We start from the raw sequence: 18,218 nt of genomic DNA, 5'->3' as shown, positions 1-18,218 counted from the left end.
TTATCCTTCACTAAAAGCAGCTGACTTCTCAATGAACCGTTTCCATTTTTCATATTTCAAACGGATCACGGCCTGTTCGGCTTGCGGAACGATCGTGGTTTGCTGAATAGCTGGTTCATTCATGGTTGGTTTGGCAACAAGCATTGTGCCGATGGCTGAAAATTCTTCGACTTCGCTGACGATGACGGGTTTATTGATCAAAGTCGCCAATAAGCTCATCAAGGCGCGGTTTTTCGAAACACCGCCATCGATCATTACCTGATTGATCAGTCGTTCAGCGACTTCTTCCATCACATCGATCACTGCTTTGATTTGAAAAATGATGCTTTCTAAAACGGCTTTCAACAGCTCATGAGTCGTCGTTGTGCGTTTCATGCCGACAAAGCTGGCAGTCATCGTATTATCCCAAAAAGGGGCACCTATTCCTTGCAATGCTGGGATAAAATAGATGTCTTCTTGACTGTCACTGGTCAGCACTTCTTGACAGATCTCAGCTACATCTGGCAGCGGAGCCACTTGCTCACTGAACCAGTTGATGGCGTCACCACAGGAACGGATGATGCCTTCTAGCGCAAACGCTGTTTCCTGGCTAGTTTGCCAGCCGACCGTCGTCAAAATGCGGCGATCCCGCAACGTCTGCTCCTGCTGCACTTGCATCATGATCGAACAACCGGTGCCCATCGTGATTTTTACATCCCCAAGGCTTTGACAACCTTCCCCAAATAATGCCGCTTGTGAATCGGCTAAGATCCCTTTGATAGGGATTCCGTGATAGCTACCGAAAACCGTATCAGCAGGTTTGATCGCTGGCAAGTCTGCTAAATGGATGCCAAAAAGTTTGACGAGTTCTGCATCCCAACGGCCCTCTTCAATATTGTAAAACAATGTTCGGCAAGCGTTGCTGGCTTCTGTCGCAAATACTGTCCCTTGCGTTAAATTCCACAACAGCCAGCTGTCCATCGTACCGATCGCCAATTCGCCAGTCCCCGACTTTTCTTTGATGGCTGATAATTCTTGGGCCAACCATTTCACTTTGGTGCCGGAAAAATACGGATCTAAACGCAAACCGGTCTTTTGATTGATCGTCTTTTCCCAGCCTTGTGCCGTCAATTCTTCACAAATCGTAGCGCTGCGGTTGCATTGCCACACGATCGCATTGTACAGGGGATTGCCGGTCAATCGATCCCAAGCAACGATCGTTTCTCGCTGATTGGTCAATGACAAGGAAACGATTTGATCTGCAGTGATCGCTTGTTCTTGCAACACTTGTGCCAGCAATTCTTGGACATTTTGCCAAATCTCAAGGGGATCATGTTCGACCCACCCGACTTTTGGATAAATTTGGCGATGTTTTTTATCGTAACGCTGCAGGATTTTCCCTTCTTGAAACAGTAAGAGCTTGGTACCGGATGTACTCTGATCTAAAACAAGCTGATAGGTCTTGTCCATCTTAAGCTCCTAGAAACGCAACCGCTGTTTTCGCTATGGAGGCACCGTCTAATCCATAATGGGCAAACAGTTCTGACGAAGAACCAGTAATCAAGGCTTCATCCGGAAAAGCAATGATTTTTTGTCGAATGCCCGTTTCTTCTGCCAGCGTTTCCGCCACGGCAGCTCCTAAGCCGTTGTATCGGCTGTGTTCTTCCACAGTGATCACGGTGCCTGTTTCTTTCGCCACTCGTTTGACCGTTTCTGAATCAAAGGGCTTCAAGGAATGAACATTTAAAACGGTAGCAGTGATACCTTGTCTTTCCAATAGCTCCGCAGCATCCAACGCTTGGCGCACGGTTTCGCCAGTGGCGAGCAATGCGACATCTTGACCGCTTCTCAGCTCAATGGCTTTGCCAATCTCAAAAGGATAATCTGCAGAATCATAACAATCTTCAACAGGATTGCGACCGAGACGGATATAGGCTGGTTCATTTGATGCCGCTAAGGCTTTAAACATTTGGATCGTTTCAAAGCGATCTGCTGGCAACAGCACTTGCAAATTAGGGATCGCTCGTGCCACTGCGATGTCTTGCAAGGAATGATGACTCATGCCTAATGCCCCATAGCTGACACCGCCGCTGATGCCTACGAGTTTGACATTTTTATTCGAATACGCGACATCGACTTTGATCTGCTCGATACTGCGCGTGCTGAGAAAACAAGCAGGTGATGCAACGAAAGGGCGTTTGCCCATATGGGCTAAGCCGGCCGCAATACTGACGATGTTTTGCTCTGCGATCCCTACTTCCACCAATTGTGTCGGTAATTCCTTGGCAAAAGGTGCTAACGAAGCGGAACCACGAGAATCACTGGTCAACACCGTGATCGCAGGATTCTTTTTTCCTTCTTCAATCAATACGTCGCACATCGCTTGGCGATTGGCAATATTATTTTTTCCCATGGGTCAAAACCTCCATTTGCTGATCAAGTTCGGCAATAGCTTGTGCAAGCTCTTCTGCCGTTGGCACTTTATGATGCCATTGCGCTTGATTTTCGGCTGCAGAATAGCCTTTGCCTTTGATGGTTTTAGCAATGATCAGCTTCGGTTGATTGGGCTGATGCGGTTTTTCTAATGCAGCCACCAAGGCAGCCATATCATTGCCATCAACGATATGCACATCCCAACCAAAGGCACGCCATTTTTCATCTAGCGGCTCCACTGCCATCACATCTTCCGAGGCTCCAGTGATCTGCAAGCCGTTGCGATCAATGATGGCGGTCAAATTGTCCAGCTGGTAGTTGGCAGCCGCCATGGCTCCTTCCCATACCGAGCCTTCTGCTAATTCGCCATCTCCCAACAACGTATAGGTTTGATACGTGCGGTGATCCAGTTTGCCTGCCAAGGCGATCCCTACTGCGACGGGTAAGCCGTGACCTAGCGAACCAGTATTCATCTCAACCCCAGCTACTTTATTGTTTGGATGACCGATCAGTCGTGAACCAAATTGCGAAAAGGTGGCTAATTCTTCTTTCGGCAAAAAACCTTTGTCCGCTAAAACGGCCCATAGTACTTCTGCAGCATGTCCTTTACTTTGGATATACTGGTCACGATCTTGCTTTTGGGGATCTTTCGCATCCACATTCATTATCTGATAATACAGGGCCACTAAAATATCGGTACAAGAAAGATCCGAACCAGTATGACCCGTTTTTGCTTGATAGATCAGCTCTAACACGGATTTTCGAATCGTTAAAGCCTTCATTTCCAGCTCGTTTATTTCCATGATTGATCCCCTCTCAAGTATGCTTTGACGTCTTCTTCGATCGGATCATAAAAATCTGGCTGCACGCCGATATATTTGCACGCTTCGTACAAGATCGGCACCACATTTTTTCTGACCGCCGCAACATGATGAATATAAGGGCCCTCAACGAGTTTGAATTCCAAGCGATTCAAATTCGCAAATTCTAGATAGAGATAGGTCCCTTGATTGTATGGTCCATCGATCCCTCTGCCGGTGCCCATCAGCAACGAATACTCGCCGTTGTCTCCATCAAAGCGACACAACGTATACTCGTCTTTGATTGCCCGAAAAGCGACTGATCCCGGATAGTCAAAAACAAAATGCCGTTGCGGCAAAATGGGTTTGGTCTCCGCGGTGGAATAAGCAAAAACCCCTAAGTGCTGCAGCAATTCGCCATTCTCGTTTTCTGGATGGCGGCAGTTGACATCCGCAAAGATCGCACGGTGTTCCCCCAACGAAGCGGCTTCGACCAACAGTTCCGAGATCGCCCCATGAACATCCGTCTCACAGACAAAAGGCAGACCTTCTTCTTGTAAAAGCGACAGGGAGGCATACGGTAAAATACCGATTTCGTCTTGTAAAGCCGTCCAACACTGGATGACCCCTGCATTGCAGCCGTAGCTTTCACATAAGTTTTGCAAGGCCACTTTAAGGGCTGCCACCATCTCCAAATCTTTCGCCGAAATTTGGACTTCCGTATTGGTTTCGAAATAATCAATGACTGCTTGCAATTTATCTGGCTGCTGTTCTTTGACTTTCTTGATTTCTTGCACCACTTCTTGGATCGGTACTGGTGATAGCGAGATATTGAAACGCTCCAATAGTTCGCCTTCGTTGCAGATCACGGTCCAAAAATCAAAGGGGCGTGGGCCAACTTGCAAGATTCGTGTTTGTTTGAAGGTCTTGACGACATTGCAGACTTTGATAAAGTCTTGCAAGCCGCGGGCAAATTCCGGTGAATCAATATCAGAATTTTTGACATAGGTGAAAGGTACCTTGAAACGGCGCAAGACTTTCCCGATAGCGAAAAGACCGCATTGCGTATCCCGCAAACGTGAACCATCGGCGGCTGGTGTCTCGTCTTTGGGTCCCCATAGTAAGACGGGGACATCTAGTTTTTTGGCTAGACGAGCACAGGCATATTCCGTACCAAAGTTTTCATTGGCTAGAAAAAGACCGTCGATTTTTGCTGCTTTGAATTTTTCGGCGATTTTTTCAACCCCTTCATCATCGTATAGCAAGCCATCTTCGTTGATATCTAAAATATCTACATAATCAATGGCCAGTTCGTCCATTTTTTGTCGTGTCAGATTGGCGTACTCAATGGCTGCTTCTGCACTAAATAAATTTCTTCTAGTCGGGGCGAACCCGATTGTTACTTTATCCATAAAACCACCCTTTGCGTTTTAGTATATTTAGCTAAATTTTTATTTCTTCGACGATTCGTGCTACATTTCTGCTCAGAAATTCCTTATCCGTCAGTAAAACGATTTTTTTATTAGGAAAGGCTGTTACGACTTTCGCTTGATTGAAGCGGGTTTGAGGAGCTAAAATCAAAAAATCATAGTCATTTCCCACCATAAATATTTCTGAAAAAGGCGCGGAATTCACTTGGTAATGCTGATCATCCGCTAGTTGTTCTTTGAGCGCTTTGACGAGCAGTGCGCTGGAGAGCCCAGTTGCACAAAAGAGACCGATCTGTGTCATCTATTCACTTCCTCAAATTGTAATCCCTTACTTTTTACACCTTAAATATAGCATAAGCTAAATATTTTGCAACAGTTTTAGATAAATATTTTTGTTTAATAACTAAAAAAAGACAAAACGCTTGCTAAACGTTTTGTCTTCTTCTTATTTTTTTCTTATTTGATGCTTTCGCGTTCGACGATCGTCGTGGCGACCAGCATTTTCAGATGGTTTTCATCTTCACTGGTGATTTTCTCGATCAAGCGTCGCACGGCTTGGCGACCAAGGTACACTTTATCTACTTTGACGGTGGTCAGCGGTGGGTTGCAAAATTCCGCCAAAGGAATATCATCGAACCCAACGATGGCCAACGGATGATCGGGGAACACTTCGCGAATGGCTTTCATTGCACCGATGGCGATATTGTCATTGACCGCAAAAAAGGCGCTTGGTAACGGCCGCTGATCGGCACGCAAGGATTCCAAATAGACCTTCATGTCTTGATATGAGCCCTCCAAGGTGGGTTCTACTAAGGCTTCCGTCTCTTCATAATGGATCAGATCATGCTCTTGGATCGCTTGAATAAACCCTTGCTTGCGTTCACGGAAATTGTTGATTTGAAAGGTTGAGTTGATGATGCCAATGTCTCGGTGGCCTTTTTCGATCATCTTTTCAACGATCTCATAGGCGCTGTCACGATTATTGATGGCGACAAAATCAAAGTCCTGCGAATTAAAAATCGTATCTAAAATCACTAAGGGTACTTCCAAATGACGGAAGACTGCTAAATCTTGTTTTTCCAATTCCGTTCCTAACAATAGCAAACCATCTACTAATTCTGGGCGGATCTTTTCGATCGGGTCTTCCTCTGGCGCCAATGTGATATGGGAAATGACCAATTCATAGCCTAACGCGCTGCATTCCATTTCGATCCCCCGGATCAATTCAGAAAAGAAAGGCGTATCCCCTACGACATTTCCTTGTTTGTTCATTACAACAAATTTGATCTTTTGGCTTTCCGTTTTTTTAATTTCTCGCTGATCAAAATACCCCATCTCACGAGCGATCTTCAAGATCGCTTGCCGTTTTTGTTCACTGATCCCCTTACGATTGTTGATTGCATTAGAGACAGTTCCGCTGGAAACGCCAGCTTTTCGGGCAATATCAGAGATCACAACTTTCATTTGCTCACCGCTTTCTGCTTCTCATTCTGTTAAAAGTATAGCAAAAGAATTGTTTTTTTACTACCAAAAAAGCTAAAACAAACTAAAATTTTTAGTTTGTTTTAGCTTCTACTTTGATTAGTTACTTTGTTCCGCCAAAATGCAGAAGGACAAGGGGTCGATGGTTATTCTTGGCGCTGCTACGCCGCGAGAAGTGATCCCAGCTCCTTTGGGGTCAGCAATGATGTGCCAAGAAGCATTTTCTGTTGCCGTCGGTAAGTCAAAGGACCAGCTTTCTTCCGTGCTATTGAGTATAACGAATAAAGAACGCCATGGATGCTGTTTGTCACGATTGGGTACTTGATACGCCAAGCGATTTTCATTCTTTGTCTCATAAAAGACCATGCTTTCAGCCGTTTGGGTCGTGGCATCTCTCAATGGTGCATAGGACTGCCGCAATGCCCACAAGCCCCGATACAGCTCGCGCAACTCTTTGAAGGTTTTGGCACGTGACCAATCCAGCTGATTGACTGCCAGTGGCGAACGGAAGGAATTTTCATCGCCTTCTTTGGTACGGCCAAATTCTTCCCCAGCTTGAGTCAGCACTGCTCCTTGGCTAGTAAACAAAATGGCTGCTGCTAGTTTATTGCGGGCTAAAAGCTCAGGATCAAACTCATAATTTCTTTCCTTCACTGAAGCCTGCATGGTTGCCACCAGCTTGTCCCATAAGGTCAAATTATCATGGACTGAAGCATAGGCGATCACTTGGCGGGGCGATTTTGCCCAGCGCTCGGCGCCTTCTTGTGCGGCAACTTTCGTATTTCCTTGAATCGCCGTTGCCAAATTTGCTGCATAAAAGGTTTGCTTGACTTGCGGTTGACCATTCATTCCTTGAATAAACGCGCCGTCTGTTTCTTCAAAGACATCGCCTTTGATACTGTCTCTTAAATCATTGCTAAAAACCGCAACGCCTTCTGACAGTGCCCAAACATTACTTTTATTTGCTGGGATATTCGGCTGAATAATTTGATTGCTGCCGGCATCCCATGGCTCGCCGTATAAAATCACATGGCTGAAGCCGGCATCATCTAGGCGTTGACGCAATTGGTTCATGGTTTCCACATCGATCAAGCCCATCAAATCAAAACGAAAGCCGTCGATTTTGTATTCTTGCGCCCAATATAAAACTGAATCAATGATAAATTTACGCATCATTTTCCGTTCAGAAGCCACTTCATTGCCGCAAGCAGAACCGTCCGCAAAATTCCCTGCATCATCTTGACGGTAGTAATAATCAGGAACCGTCAAATTAAACCATGATTCTTCCGTGATCGCAGTGTGATTAAAGACCACATCCATCACAACGCCGATGGCTTCTTCGTGCAGCGATTGGATCATTTGCTTGCATTCACGAATCCGCGCCTTGGGATCACTAGGATCAGAAGCGTATCGTCCTTCAGGTACATTGTAATTTTTCGGATCATAGCCCCAGTTGTAGGCAGACGAAGTTTCATCATTGTCAAAATCGAAGATCGGCAGCAGATGAACATAATTGATCCCCAGCTCTTTTAAATAGGCCATGCCAGTTGGTTGACTTTCATCTCCCACCAGATGGGTCTTTTTTTCAGTGAAGGCTAAATATTTTCCGCTATTTTCTGGTGAAATACCGCTGTTTTCGGCACCACTGAAATCTTCGACATGTAATTCCCAAATATAGGCATCTGTGATCGACTGCTGACCGACGCCGTGACTTTCCTGCCAACCTTCAGGATCTGTTTCCTTTAAATCAATGATCGCACCGCGGTTTCCGTTGATCCCTACTGCCTTGGCATAAAGATCCATCGCTTCTATTTTCTGCCCATCTCGTTGAAACTCAAAGGTATAAAACAGCTCCTTGACGTTTTCTTCCGTCGTGACTTGCCAACAGTTGTCTTCTTGAACCATCGGCAGCGTCAGCAGACGATCGTCAGTCCCAGCAACACCGCTTTGATAAAGCAATACTGAAACGGCCTCTGCCTCTGGTGACCAGCATTTGAACGTGGTTTGCTGTCCTTGAAAAGTCACACCAAGATCATTCCCGTGATACGTATGTTCTTCTAAAAAACCGATCCTGCGATCGATCGCAATCTTTTTTTCTCCATACTGCGTGTTTTGTCCCATCAAAATTCCTCCATTCAACGTTTCTAACTATAAAAGCCAGTTACTTTTCTGCTATTTCTACCTTCTCATATTTCTTGAAAATTGCCAACAATAACTGACAGCGTGCATACAAAAAACAGCTAAGACCAAAAAAGCAGGCAATGTACATGCTGAAAACCAGCGCATAGGGTGAAAGAAGCATGATGACAATAGGGGCTGCAGTCAGAATATGAAGACTAAGTATTTTAAAAGGGTGCTTTGCGGCGACTTTTATGCTGTTCAAAAGGATCGTTTTGATTCCGCTATCGTAACGTGCGAGTAAGAAAAACGAAACTTGGAAAAATTGAAGCCACATGAACGTACAAATTACTAAGCCTACGGTAAAAAGATCAGGCGTCCCTTTTAGTTGGAAATAATACAACCAATCAGCAGTCAAAAGCCACAAAGAAAAAAGTAGACTGAGCCAGATAAGAGTGCTCTTTCGAAAGCTTTGGCAAAAGACCGACCAAAACTGCTGAACAACAGCCGGTGCTTTTCCTTCTATCAGATCAGTCGCCACTTTAGAACCCGCAGTAATGGCTGCACCGATCGTGAAGAGCGGCAAACTAAAAAACAAGAGTAGTACATTTAATAGGAGCAACTGGCTGAATTTCCAAGCGATTCGTGCGAAGAAGTTTTCTGAATGAAAAAAGTGTATCATGTGGGTTTACTCCTTTACTGATCCGACAACGATTCCTTGAACGAAATATTTTTGTAGAAGCGGATAAATAATCAATAACGGCACCACTGCCACCACGATCTTCGCTGCATTCAAGTTTCGATCAGAGACCGCTAGTAGACTTTGTAGCTGCTCGGAAGTCAAATTCCCGGCTTGTTGCATTGTTTCAGCAATGTTGACTGATAGTGTTTGGATATAGGTCATTAAAGGATAGTTTTCAGTCTTGGTCATATAGATCAGTCCACTAAAAAAATCATTCCAACTACCGACAATACTGAATAGAGAAACGGTTGCCAAACACGGCAAAGACATTGGAATATAGATTCGTCCCAAAATCTGCAGTGGGTTGGCCCCATCGATCCGAGCAGATTCTTCCAATGATTTGGGAATTCCCCGAAAGAAATTCATCACCAAGATCACACTGCCGATAGGGACTGCACTAGGTAAAATCAGGGACCAAATCGTATTCAATAATCCTAGATTGCGAACGACCAAATACGTTGGAATCATGCCGCCACTGAAGAGCATAGCGAAAACCATCACACTCATGAATAATTTTCTCGTTCGAAATACTTTTTTTGATTTAGATAGCGGGTAAGCCATCGTTACGATCATCACCAAATTCAGCAATAAAGAGATCACCACACGAATGACTGAAATACCAAAAGAACGCCAAAACTGCTGATCGCTCATGATGCGCTCATAAGCCGCTAAGGTCAGATCCACTGGCCATAGCCCCACAGCATTTGCAGCGACCGCACTGCTGCTGCTTAAAGAAAGTGCCACGACATTCAACATCGGTACTAAACAAGAAAGAGCCAAAACAATGACGATCAAATAAATTACTGCATGCCGTATACTAAATTTTTCTTTCATCTCTTTTTTCCTTTCCTTAAAACATCACTCTGTCAGTCTTCTTCTCCGCAATTTTGTTGGAAGACCAAATCAAGAATAGACCGATCACCGATTTGACCAGACCAACGGCGGTTCCTAAGCTATAGTCTCTACCGATCAGACCGATTCGGTAGACATAGGTATCGATAATATCGCCGCTTTGATACACAACCGGAGAATACAGGTTATAAATTTGGTCGAAGCCGGCATTCAAGATATTAGGCAGCGACAAAATCGTCATCAGCAAAATAAAAGGCATCATCCCCGGCAGGGTTACGTGCCAGACTTTTTTTGACCAAGAAGCACCATCCATCGTTGCTGCTTCATATAATCCCGGATCAATCGAGGTAATGGCAGCAAGGTACACGATTGAACTGTAACCAAAACTTTTCCAAACATCGGTCCCGATCAGCAAACGAGGAAACAGCTGGTTACTACCCAAAAAGTTTAATGGTTCTACACCAAAGTTTTGTAAAATCTGATTCACCGTTCCATCAAGACTGAATAAATTGACCACTACTGAAGCCAATATGACCCATGAAAGAAAATGGGGCAAATATACGATGGTCTGAATGGAGCGTTTCATCCACTTTACACGTACTTCATTTAATAGAATCGCAAAAAGAATCGGTACGATCGTATTAAAGACAATTTTCCAGAAAGCGATGAAAATCGTGTTTTTAGTTACTAAGAAAATATCCGGTAAACTGAACAAATAGCGAAAGTGCTCGAATCCCACAAATTCAGAACCAAATACACCTTTCGCTGGCACATAATCTTGAAATGCCATCAACAACCCAAACATAGGACCATAAGAAAAAATCAAAATAAAAATTATGCCTGGTAAAATCATCCCTAGAAAGAAAAGCTGATCTCGAGAAAACCACTTTTTCTTTTCTTTTTTGCTTTCTTTTTCAACAGAAAGTTCCATTTACTTACTCCTCCATAAATTTTTTGCCTCACCAGCCGCTTGATGAAAAAATTCGAACAAAGAAAAGGCACCTGCAGTCGGTTTTCCTGCATACAACCTTGCTTTTCTTTGTTCGAAAGACGAGTGTCAGAACCGCTGGAGTGGCCGCTTAATTATCTGCTCGCTGATCTACTACTTCTTGCATTTCTTCAAGTATGGCTGTCCCACCCTGGCTATTCCAGGTTTCAACATAGTTGTCGAAGTTTTCCAGGGGTTCTTCTCCAGTGATAAACTTAATGAAGGTCTCTTCCTCCAGTTTCCCTACTTGTGCGCCGTTTCGTTCATTGGCTTTGATCGAATCAAAACGCGGTGGTTTCACTTCATTCAAGCGTCCTTGCTCTCTGATACCGCCCATCACATTATTGACGGCTAAATAGCGGGAGGCATAGCGGGTCCAGTCCACCGGATCAGTTTCTTCAGGGCTATCCAGATATTGCTTGATTTTTTCGGCGTTTTCTTTGATGAAGAAGTTGGAGATATCCTCGATAGATGTTTCGCCAACCGCCGCCTTGGAAGCTTCTACTGCATCATCAATCTCACTATAGGCTTTTAAGAAAACAACATTCCATGGACGAACCGTCCCATCGACATCCACTTTCGCATAGTCATAAATTTCCGGAAACTCGGTTTCAATATCTTCCGAGTTGGCAACTTCACCATAAATCAGATTGATCATCTCCATGATTTTTTCCGGCTCAGAAAAACCTTTGCGCACCACGATGTATTGCCCAGTGCCGCGGTTAGCCACGGCATTGACCCCTCCATCGCCGTTAGCATTTTCAAGGGCATAAGGAACAAATTCAGCATTTGGATCATTTTGTTTGGCTTGTACTAAGCCCCAGTCAGGCATGTGCCAAGGACCAAAAGCGATGCCCGTTTCTCCATTAACCATCATGGCATGGATATCGTCATACGTGCGGGTACCAAATTGCGGATCCATGAACCCTTCATCTTGCCAGTCCTTCAGTAGCGTTAGTGCTTCTTTCATTTCTGGCGTATTGGATCCATAAAACATCTGCCCATTCTCATCTTGGAGATACGATTTTGGGTAGGCTCCAAACGCATTCATGATGGCTGTTCCGGTATATGCCGTGCCGCCATGATTTGGCGAAGACAACCAGAAGGCCAATGGCAAACCAACTGCTTTTCCGGTATTGGCTAAATCATTTTCTTGAAAAGCAATCGCTGTTTCCTTCAACTCATCCAATGTAATTGAGCGATTGCCATCTTTATCCAGTTCAATACCTAGCTCATCTAGCCAGTCCTGGCGCAACCAGACAAGATTGGGCCCGAAGTCATCGCTAGTAGATGGGATCGCCATCAAGCGATCATCAAACGTGGCTGCTTCTAACTGAATCCCATCAAACGAATCATAGATGTCTTTTAGAAAATCGTCGGCATGCTCCTCAAATACTTCGGTCAAGTCTTCCACTAAATCATTGTTAACTAATTCTTCCAATTCATCTCTTGATCCGACGATCATCGTATCCGGTAGTTCCCCTGAAGCGATCGCTAGCGATACTTGACGATCATAGTCTTCCCCATGGGCTTCAAAGGCACTCTCCAGCTCGATGCCCAAGCGTTCTTGAATCAATCGAGTATATGCGTTATTGCTGTAAGAATCCCCCTCAGGCAGTTTCGAGTTCGGTGCGGTCTGGCGTCCGATCGTAATCACGGTATCCCCATTTTCATTGGTCTTTGCTTCTTCTGAACTGCATCCTGTCATAATAAGTGCTGAAGCAACTGCTGTTAACATTGCTGTCCCCCGCCTAAATTTCATTGTTTTCCTCCTCAAACTTTTTTGATATCCTTATTATACGCAATCGCTTCCACAGAAAATATAGCACTTTTTTCAGATTCATAGCACGATTTCCAGAAAAATAAAACGTTTACAAATTCGCTCTGTTGCTTTTTTTGTTTATCGCTTACTATAGAAAGAAGAAGCGACTGCGTAATTTTCTCTATACGAAAGGACGGCGAAAACCATGTACCGACTGCTGCTTGCTGATGACAGCTACGATCAAAGAGAAGTGATCAAATACTTCTTGAGTCAGCATGAAAAAGAATGGCTGATCGAAGAAGCCAAAAATGGCCGCGAAGCCTGGCAACTTTTTCAGGAACAGCCCTTTGACTTGATAATTACCGACGTAAAGATGCCCTTTATGGATGGACATGCCCTCGTAGCGAGAATCAAAGAAGCAGTTCCTGAAATTCCTGTGATGTTTATCAGCGGCTTTGAAGATTTTCATTATGTAAAAAAAGCCATACAGTTACAAGCGGTTGACTACCTCTTAAAACCAATCGACCCTGATGATTTTTATGAACAAATAAATAAAATCATTCTTTTTATTGATCAACAAAAGCAACGCGCTTACACAAAAACAATCGCACAAACCCATTACTTGAAAGAGATTTTGAGTAAACTTTTTTATGGCTATCCTTGGCATTCACTGCCGAAGGAAGAGCAATCGATTGCACAAGATTTTTTTAAGACTCATCCCTCTTTTTTTCTCGTTACTTGGCCGCTGGATTCTTGGAATGCGCAGGATTTTGTCCCTTCGCTATCTGCTGCATTTCCTGAAATGTTCAGTTTGTTTTTAGCTCCAGCACAACTGCTCTTTTTTAACGAACCTTTGCCAAAAAGGGAAATCGAAGAGCGAAAAAACAACTTAACTACCTATTTTTCCGAACAGTTTCAGCAAAAAATAACACTTTTTGACAGCGGACCAGTTCCCCACCATTCAGGGGTGTATGGCACCTATCATGACTTACTGAGAACCAGTCAGCGGTCTTTTTATCAGCAAAACAAAGGGAAAATCTGCCAGCTGCTTCCGGGAGATCACTACATCGTCAAGAAAGCGCTTTTTGAAAAAACCGTTTCGTATGTGAATCAATACGAAAGTAAAAAAGCCCACGCGCTTGTGAAAACAGTTTTCGACTGCTTTGAAACAAATGGACGTGAGGAACCAACCAATGCCAAGTTTTATTTTGCGACCTTTTATCAAACAATCATCGATCAGTGCACGATCACTTTTGATGCGGAGTGTGGCGCTAATCAGATTGGAAAAATACTGGAAGCGCCAAGTCTGCAACTAATTGCGGATATTTTTGATGCCCTCTTCCATTATATCCATGATGCCTTGCTTCAAATCAACGGGAGCCAGTCAAATGACTATGTGCGCCAAGTAAAATCCTATATATTCGCTCATTTTCACCAAGAGTTGAGCTTGGAGCGGTTAGCAAAGGAAGTCAATATCAATCCTAACTACCTAAGCGAATTATTCAGTACTTCTGAAGGCATGGGTATCACCAAATACATCAAGTCTTACCGTATCAAACAGGCTCAGAAGCGTTTAAAGAACTCGAACTGCAGCATTCGAACTATCTCCAAACAAGTTGGCTTTAATCATTATTCCTATTTTTGCAAAACGTTCCGAGAAATTGTCGGAATGACGCCGGATGCGTATAGAAAGAGAGGTCCCTCTTGTTAAGAAAAGTCCACGATTGTTTTAAAAATTTTCGTTTTCAAAAAAAGATCGCCCTTATTTCAATTCTTTCAAGCATTGTTCCTCTGATCGTTTTGACCTTTGTCGGGGTATCTATCATCCGAGCCTTTATCCAACAGCAGGAAAAAAGTGCTTACTCCGATAATCTCAAAAGTATCAGCTATCAGTTAGAAAGCAAGATCCACACCTATCGGGACAGCCTGCTCTTTTTAGCCAACAATACCGCCTTGACGCAAGAGCTTTCTAGTCAACGCTTCTCAAACTTTGATCAATACAATCTCTTTCAAAATACGATCGTGCCTTTGTTTCACAGTGTTCGTTTTCCGCAAGCAGATATTAAAGGCATCACGCTATACACCACGATCGATCTTTATGATCATGGGCAATACGTCAAAAAAATCACGGCTGATACAGCACTGCCTTTTCTAAAAGAAAAACCTTCGACCGAGATTCGAACGTATTTTGACAAAGAACGGGAGGAACTTTCTTTTTATACCAACCTTTTTTTAAAAGGCCATACCGCAGATTCCTTAAACTACATCGTTTTAACCATCGATCGAGCAGCATTGTTCACGAATCTGGATGCAGTCACTGAGGAGCCTTATGATTTGACCATTCAGTCAGAGACCGGGCAGACGCTTTACCGCATTGATTATTTGACGAAGCAGCAACGTACTCAAAAACAGTGGCTGGTTGGAAACGCAGTTATTGAAGAGGCTCCTGTACTGCTGGATAATCATTGGCAAATCGTTTTTGTTAAAACCGCACAGTCATTTTTCAGCAGTTTACTGTATCTAGTTGGTGCGGCACTTATTATCTTTGATTTTGTATTAATGATATTGGTTTTATCCAGCTGGTGGTTGGCTAAAACCGTGGTACAGCCGATCAACTCTTTGACCCAGCAAATGGCCTCTTTATCAATGGATCAATTCAAAATCCAGCACACATATTCTTCAAAAGATGAAGTCGGACAGTTATACACCAATTTTCAAAAAATGCTAGATAAAATCGCTGAGCTGATCAATGAAGTATATGAAGCCGAATTGAAACAAAAAGAATACGAATTGCGGGCTCTGCAAGCCCAGATCAATCCGCATTTCTTTTATAATTCCTTAGCACTGATCAGCAATACTGCCACACTAAACGGCAATCACGAGATCCGTGAGATGGCTCAGCTGCTGTCTCGATTCTACCGTCTCAGCCTAAACCAAGGATCCAACCGGCTATCCATCACCAAAGAACTCGATCTAACAATCACCTATGCTAAAATCCAGCAAAAAATGCATCACCATTCCTTTGATTTAGTCCTCGAAATTGACTCAGATATCGATGAGTATCCGATGATCCATCTGCTCTTGCAGCCGTTTGTCGAAAATGCCGTCTTTCATGGGCTTGATCATATTGAAGATGACCGCAGAGGGGTATTGACGATCCGCTGCCTCAAAGAAGGACAATGGCTACGGTTTGAGATTCAAGACAATGGTCCCGGGATTGATCCTGAACAGCTAAAACAACTGGAGGAACCTTCTGATCAACATTATGGTATCAACAATGTACGCCAGCGGCTAGCATTGTACTATGGCACGCAAGCTTCCTTATCGATTCAATCAGTAAAAGGTGAAAACACCACAATTGTTCTACTCATACCGCAAGACTTACCTCCTCAAAAAAACCGTCAGTGAAGAATGTTTAATCACTAACGGTTTTTTGGTGTCAAAATATTCAGATATTTATTTTAATGCTTGATTTCAAGTACCTATTCCTCTACAGCAAACGCACCAACCTCTAATAATCCTTGCCGACCCTGGTCTCGCGTCACGCCTTTTGCTTTCTTTAACATTCGTTCCCAATACTCCATGGTATCTTTTATAAAATCCTTGTTGCCGTCAGTACACCCTTCACGAATAAACAGCAATACCAAACCGCTAAAAAAAATCAAGGCTTCTTCATGGTATTTCCTCAGATCGTTTTCTTGCTCACATTGAAAAACAGCTGATTCAGCGATTGCTTCTTGAAAATATGCAAAAGAACACTCTTTTATGTAGGGACCACAACCAATATCATTTAAAAATAATGCAAAAAAGAGGGCTCGATTGCGACTGGCGAACACGTAATAGTCATGCCAAAAACAGTATAGAGGATCCAGTGTCATCACCGTCTCTTTTTTTGCTTCATGAATGTCATGGAAGACATCATCGACCATTGCCTGTTTATAATTTTGCATGTTTGAAAAATTCAAATAGATTGGTTGGGTCGATGTTCGTGCATATTTAGCAATGTCGCGGACAGTGATTGGCCGATAAAGATATTCCACCAGATATTTTTTTAAACAGTTGATCAAATATTTTTTCGTAATCGTTGCTTTTCTCATAATACCCCTTCCTTTCTTGAGGCGATCAGCTCTCGCTAACGCTCCTCTACTCTCACTTGCTTTCTTCCAGTGAAACACCACCAACACCCAATTTTCTTACTGAAAGTAATCTGCATACTTCTACTTTAACAAAAAAGAGAACGTTAACATATACTTTCTGCCGAATTTCTTAATTTTGTTTTATATTTTTGACCATTTTTCTAAAAACCTTCCTGTTTTCCTCGGCTAAGTCTTAAGACTGATTTTTTTGATACTACTTGTGAAATGATACTATGTAATGTATAGTATGGATATGAACAGGAGGAGAGCCTTTGGATGCCCAATTAAAAAAAGGATTATTGGAAATTTGTGTTTTAGCCTATTTGCAGCACGGGGACTCTTATGGCTATGAATTAGTCAAAAATATTTCTCCTTTACTACCAATCTCAGAATCCACCCTCTACCCTATCTTGAAGCGCTTAGAAGCCAGCCGAGCGGTTGAGACTTACAACAAGAGTCATCAAGGACGGACCCGAAAATATTACCGCTTGACCAAACTTGGCAAACAGCGGATCGACGATTTTTTAACCAACGACTGGCCCCAATTGACATTGATCCAGCGATTTATTAAAGGAGGAACACTAGATGAACAGAGTTGATTTTATCAAGGCATTGGCTGCAGAATTATCTGAAAAAGTCAGACCTAGCGAGATTCATCAGCTGATCAACTATTATGACGAGATGATCGAAGATTTGATGGAAGAAGGATACACTGAAGAAGAAGCCGTGGCACGCCTTGGCTCCCCAAAAGAACTGATCCAAACAGTCACAGAAACAGAAGAGGTCGTGGTAGAGATTCCCCGCCGCTTTCATCCCTTTTTGCTCTTAATCTTAGTGCTAGGCTTTCCATTGTGGGGCAGCTTATTGTTAAGTGCCGCTTTGCTGATCCTAAGCTTTTTAATAATCATCTGGTGTGTGCCTTTCACCACTGGCATGATTGGTGTCACTACGTTTATCGGTGGGATTGCTAGCGTTGTCTTAAGTCCCATGCTGATGGCGGATGGTTTCTATCTCTTTTTAAGTCAGTTAGGCGTGGGAATTTTCTTATTTGGTTTAGGGCTTCTTTGTCTGATCGCCACTTATAGTATGAGCCGACCTTTTTCACGTCTTACCCACTCCCTTGTCGTTTGGCCAAAATCATTTGTTCAAAACTATCGAAAGAAGGCAGTCCTATGATCAAAATCAATAAGCGCTTTTTCGTTTTTCTCAGTCTGTTGTTTATTATTCTCGGACTGGTCATCACCTTTATCGGTTTTTCAATGTCAGGGTACTCACCTGATGCCTACCATATTGAGCATCGTCGTTGGTATCAACTGATTGGTTTCTACACAGACTAATCGGCAAAAACAATTATAAGTTGCTTTTTTCGTCATAAAAACAAGTGATTTTCATCAATTTCATGTATTGATGAAAAAATTGAACTTTCCTTTTTGACCTCACCATATTACTATATAGGTACATCCTGTATCCTATTTCATAGGGTAACCAGAAAAACC

Annotated in this window: 17 protein-coding genes; 5 read left to right on the top strand and 12 right to left on the bottom strand. The window is 43.3% G+C overall.

Features of this window, described 5'->3' with window-relative positions:
* The 11 genes from A5882_RS05045 to A5882_RS04995 form a co-directional block, all read right to left on the bottom strand.
* The gene (locus A5882_RS05045) at window positions 1–1,449 is read right to left on the bottom strand and encodes a glycerol kinase (RefSeq protein WP_086372493.1); all 1,449 of its coding nucleotides are present in this window, start codon (window positions 1,447–1,449) and stop codon (window positions 1–3) included.
* A gap of 1 nt (window position 1,450) precedes the next feature.
* Complete coding sequence (locus tag A5882_RS05040; RefSeq protein ID WP_086372492.1) at window positions 1,451–2,392, bottom strand: transketolase family protein; 942 nt, start codon at window positions 2,390–2,392, stop codon at window positions 1,451–1,453.
* Window positions 2,379–3,215 (bottom strand): transketolase, encoded by an 837-nt coding sequence (locus A5882_RS05035; RefSeq protein ID WP_008376701.1) that lies wholly within the window; start codon window positions 3,213–3,215, stop codon window positions 2,379–2,381. The genes A5882_RS05040 and A5882_RS05035 overlap by 14 nt, the downstream gene beginning before the upstream one ends.
* The gene (locus A5882_RS05030; protein ID WP_086298926.1) at window positions 3,206–4,624 is read right to left on the bottom strand and encodes an L-fucose/L-arabinose isomerase family protein; all 1,419 of its coding nucleotides are present in this window, start codon (window positions 4,622–4,624) and stop codon (window positions 3,206–3,208) included. Before A5882_RS05030 ends, A5882_RS05035 begins: the two co-directional genes overlap by 10 nt.
* Before the next feature lie 31 nt (window positions 4,625–4,655).
* Window positions 4,656–4,943 carry a PTS cellbiose transporter subunit IIB gene (locus A5882_RS05025; protein WP_086372491.1) on the bottom strand — a complete coding sequence of 96 codons (288 nt, stop codon included), beginning with the start codon at window positions 4,941–4,943 and terminating at the stop codon, window positions 4,656–4,658.
* A 155-nt stretch (window positions 4,944–5,098) separates the two neighbouring features.
* Complete coding sequence (locus tag A5882_RS05020) at window positions 5,099–6,106, bottom strand: LacI family DNA-binding transcriptional regulator (protein WP_016611647.1); 1,008 nt, start codon at window positions 6,104–6,106, stop codon at window positions 5,099–5,101.
* A gap of 117 nt (window positions 6,107–6,223) precedes the next feature.
* Complete coding sequence (pulA, locus tag A5882_RS05015) at window positions 6,224–8,245, bottom strand: type I pullulanase (protein ID WP_086372490.1); 2,022 nt, start codon at window positions 8,243–8,245, stop codon at window positions 6,224–6,226.
* Between the two features lie 40 nt (window positions 8,246–8,285).
* On the bottom strand, window positions 8,286–8,924 hold the full coding sequence (locus A5882_RS05010; RefSeq protein WP_016611649.1) for a DUF624 domain-containing protein: 639 nt from the start codon (window positions 8,922–8,924) through the stop codon (window positions 8,286–8,288).
* 6 nt (window positions 8,925–8,930) lie between these two features.
* Window positions 8,931–9,818, bottom strand: coding sequence for a carbohydrate ABC transporter permease (locus tag A5882_RS05005; RefSeq protein ID WP_005232877.1), 888 nt, complete (start codon window positions 9,816–9,818; stop codon window positions 8,931–8,933).
* Between the two features lie 16 nt (window positions 9,819–9,834).
* Window positions 9,835–10,767 carry a sugar ABC transporter permease gene (locus A5882_RS05000; RefSeq protein ID WP_008376715.1) on the bottom strand — a complete coding sequence of 311 codons (933 nt, stop codon included), beginning with the start codon at window positions 10,765–10,767 and terminating at the stop codon, window positions 9,835–9,837.
* A gap of 148 nt (window positions 10,768–10,915) precedes the next feature.
* Complete coding sequence (locus A5882_RS04995) at window positions 10,916–12,586, bottom strand: extracellular solute-binding protein (RefSeq protein ID WP_008376717.1); 1,671 nt, start codon at window positions 12,584–12,586, stop codon at window positions 10,916–10,918.
* A gap of 205 nt (window positions 12,587–12,791) precedes the next feature.
* On the opposite strand from A5882_RS04995, the gene A5882_RS04985 reads away from it, so the two are divergent.
* A complete protein-coding gene (locus A5882_RS04985) occupies window positions 12,792–14,297 on the top strand; it encodes a response regulator (protein WP_086372489.1) in 1,506 nt (501 codons plus the stop codon).
* Window positions 14,291–15,994 carry a sensor histidine kinase gene (locus A5882_RS04980; RefSeq protein ID WP_101698727.1) on the top strand — a complete coding sequence of 568 codons (1,704 nt, stop codon included), beginning with the start codon at window positions 14,291–14,293 and terminating at the stop codon, window positions 15,992–15,994. The genes A5882_RS04985 and A5882_RS04980 overlap by 7 nt, the downstream gene beginning before the upstream one ends.
* Window positions 15,995–16,068: 74 nt before the next feature.
* On the opposite strand, the gene A5882_RS04975 is transcribed toward A5882_RS04980, so the two are convergent.
* Window positions 16,069–16,770 (bottom strand): TetR/AcrR family transcriptional regulator, encoded by a 702-nt coding sequence (locus A5882_RS04975; protein ID WP_035006404.1) that lies wholly within the window; start codon window positions 16,768–16,770, stop codon window positions 16,069–16,071.
* Window positions 16,771–16,994: 224 nt separating this feature from the next.
* Between A5882_RS04975 and A5882_RS04970 the strand changes: the two genes are divergently transcribed.
* From A5882_RS04970 to A5882_RS19730, 3 genes are read left to right on the top strand one after another with little or no spacing between them, the layout of a single operon-like run.
* Window positions 16,995–17,321 carry a PadR family transcriptional regulator gene (locus tag A5882_RS04970; protein ID WP_005232883.1) on the top strand — a complete coding sequence of 109 codons (327 nt, stop codon included), beginning with the start codon at window positions 16,995–16,997 and terminating at the stop codon, window positions 17,319–17,321.
* On the top strand, window positions 17,308–17,898 hold the full coding sequence (locus A5882_RS04965; protein ID WP_005232884.1) for a DUF1700 domain-containing protein: 591 nt from the start codon (window positions 17,308–17,310) through the stop codon (window positions 17,896–17,898). The genes A5882_RS04970 and A5882_RS04965 overlap by 14 nt, the downstream gene beginning before the upstream one ends.
* Window positions 17,895–18,059: a hypothetical protein gene (locus A5882_RS19730; RefSeq protein ID WP_005232885.1), complete on the top strand. Its 165-nt coding sequence runs from the start codon at window positions 17,895–17,897 to the stop codon at window positions 18,057–18,059. The genes A5882_RS04965 and A5882_RS19730 overlap by 4 nt, the downstream gene beginning before the upstream one ends.
* Window positions 18,060–18,218: the final 159 nt, after the last annotated feature.

This window comes from Enterococcus sp. 4E1_DIV0656 (assembly GCF_002140695.1).
In the GTDB taxonomy this organism is placed as follows: domain Bacteria; phylum Bacillota; class Bacilli; order Lactobacillales; family Enterococcaceae; genus Enterococcus_D; species Enterococcus_D entomosocium.
The sequence above is the reverse complement of the archived record's forward strand: the minus strand, read 5'-3'. Positions and strand labels throughout refer to the sequence as shown.

Bases quoted from the DNA above. Each gene is read 5' to 3' on its own strand.
- pulA (WP_086372490.1), bottom strand. From the start codon at position 8,245: ATGGGACAAAACACGCAGTATGGAGAAAAAAAGATTGCGATCGATCGC.
- A5882_RS04985 (WP_086372489.1), top strand. From the start codon at position 12,792: ATGTACCGACTGCTGCTTGCTGATGACAGCTACGATCAAAGAGAAGTG.
- A5882_RS04995 (WP_008376717.1), bottom strand. From the start codon at position 12,586: ATGAAATTTAGGCGGGGGACAGCAATGTTAACAGCAGTTGCTTCAGCA.
- A5882_RS05005 (WP_005232877.1), bottom strand. From the start codon at position 9,818: ATGAAAGAAAAATTTAGTATACGGCATGCAGTAATTTATTTGATCGTC.
- A5882_RS19730 (WP_005232885.1), top strand. From the start codon at position 17,895: ATGATCAAAATCAATAAGCGCTTTTTCGTTTTTCTCAGTCTGTTGTTT.
- A5882_RS05020 (WP_016611647.1), bottom strand. From the start codon at position 6,106: ATGAAAGTTGTGATCTCTGATATTGCCCGAAAAGCTGGCGTTTCCAGC.
- A5882_RS05035 (WP_008376701.1), bottom strand. From the start codon at position 3,215: ATGGAAATAAACGAGCTGGAAATGAAGGCTTTAACGATTCGAAAATCC.
- A5882_RS04965 (WP_005232884.1), top strand. From the start codon at position 17,308: ATGAACAGAGTTGATTTTATCAAGGCATTGGCTGCAGAATTATCTGAA.
- A5882_RS05025 (WP_086372491.1), bottom strand. From the start codon at position 4,943: ATGACACAGATCGGTCTCTTTTGTGCAACTGGGCTCTCCAGCGCACTG.
- A5882_RS05000 (WP_008376715.1), bottom strand. From the start codon at position 10,767: ATGGAACTTTCTGTTGAAAAAGAAAGCAAAAAAGAAAAGAAAAAGTGG.
- A5882_RS05040 (WP_086372492.1), bottom strand. From the start codon at position 2,392: ATGGGAAAAAATAATATTGCCAATCGCCAAGCGATGTGCGACGTATTG.
- A5882_RS05045 (WP_086372493.1), bottom strand. From the start codon at position 1,449: ATGGACAAGACCTATCAGCTTGTTTTAGATCAGAGTACATCCGGTACC.
- A5882_RS05030 (WP_086298926.1), bottom strand. From the start codon at position 4,624: ATGGATAAAGTAACAATCGGGTTCGCCCCGACTAGAAGAAATTTATTT.
- A5882_RS05010 (WP_016611649.1), bottom strand. From the start codon at position 8,924: ATGATACACTTTTTTCATTCAGAAAACTTCTTCGCACGAATCGCTTGG.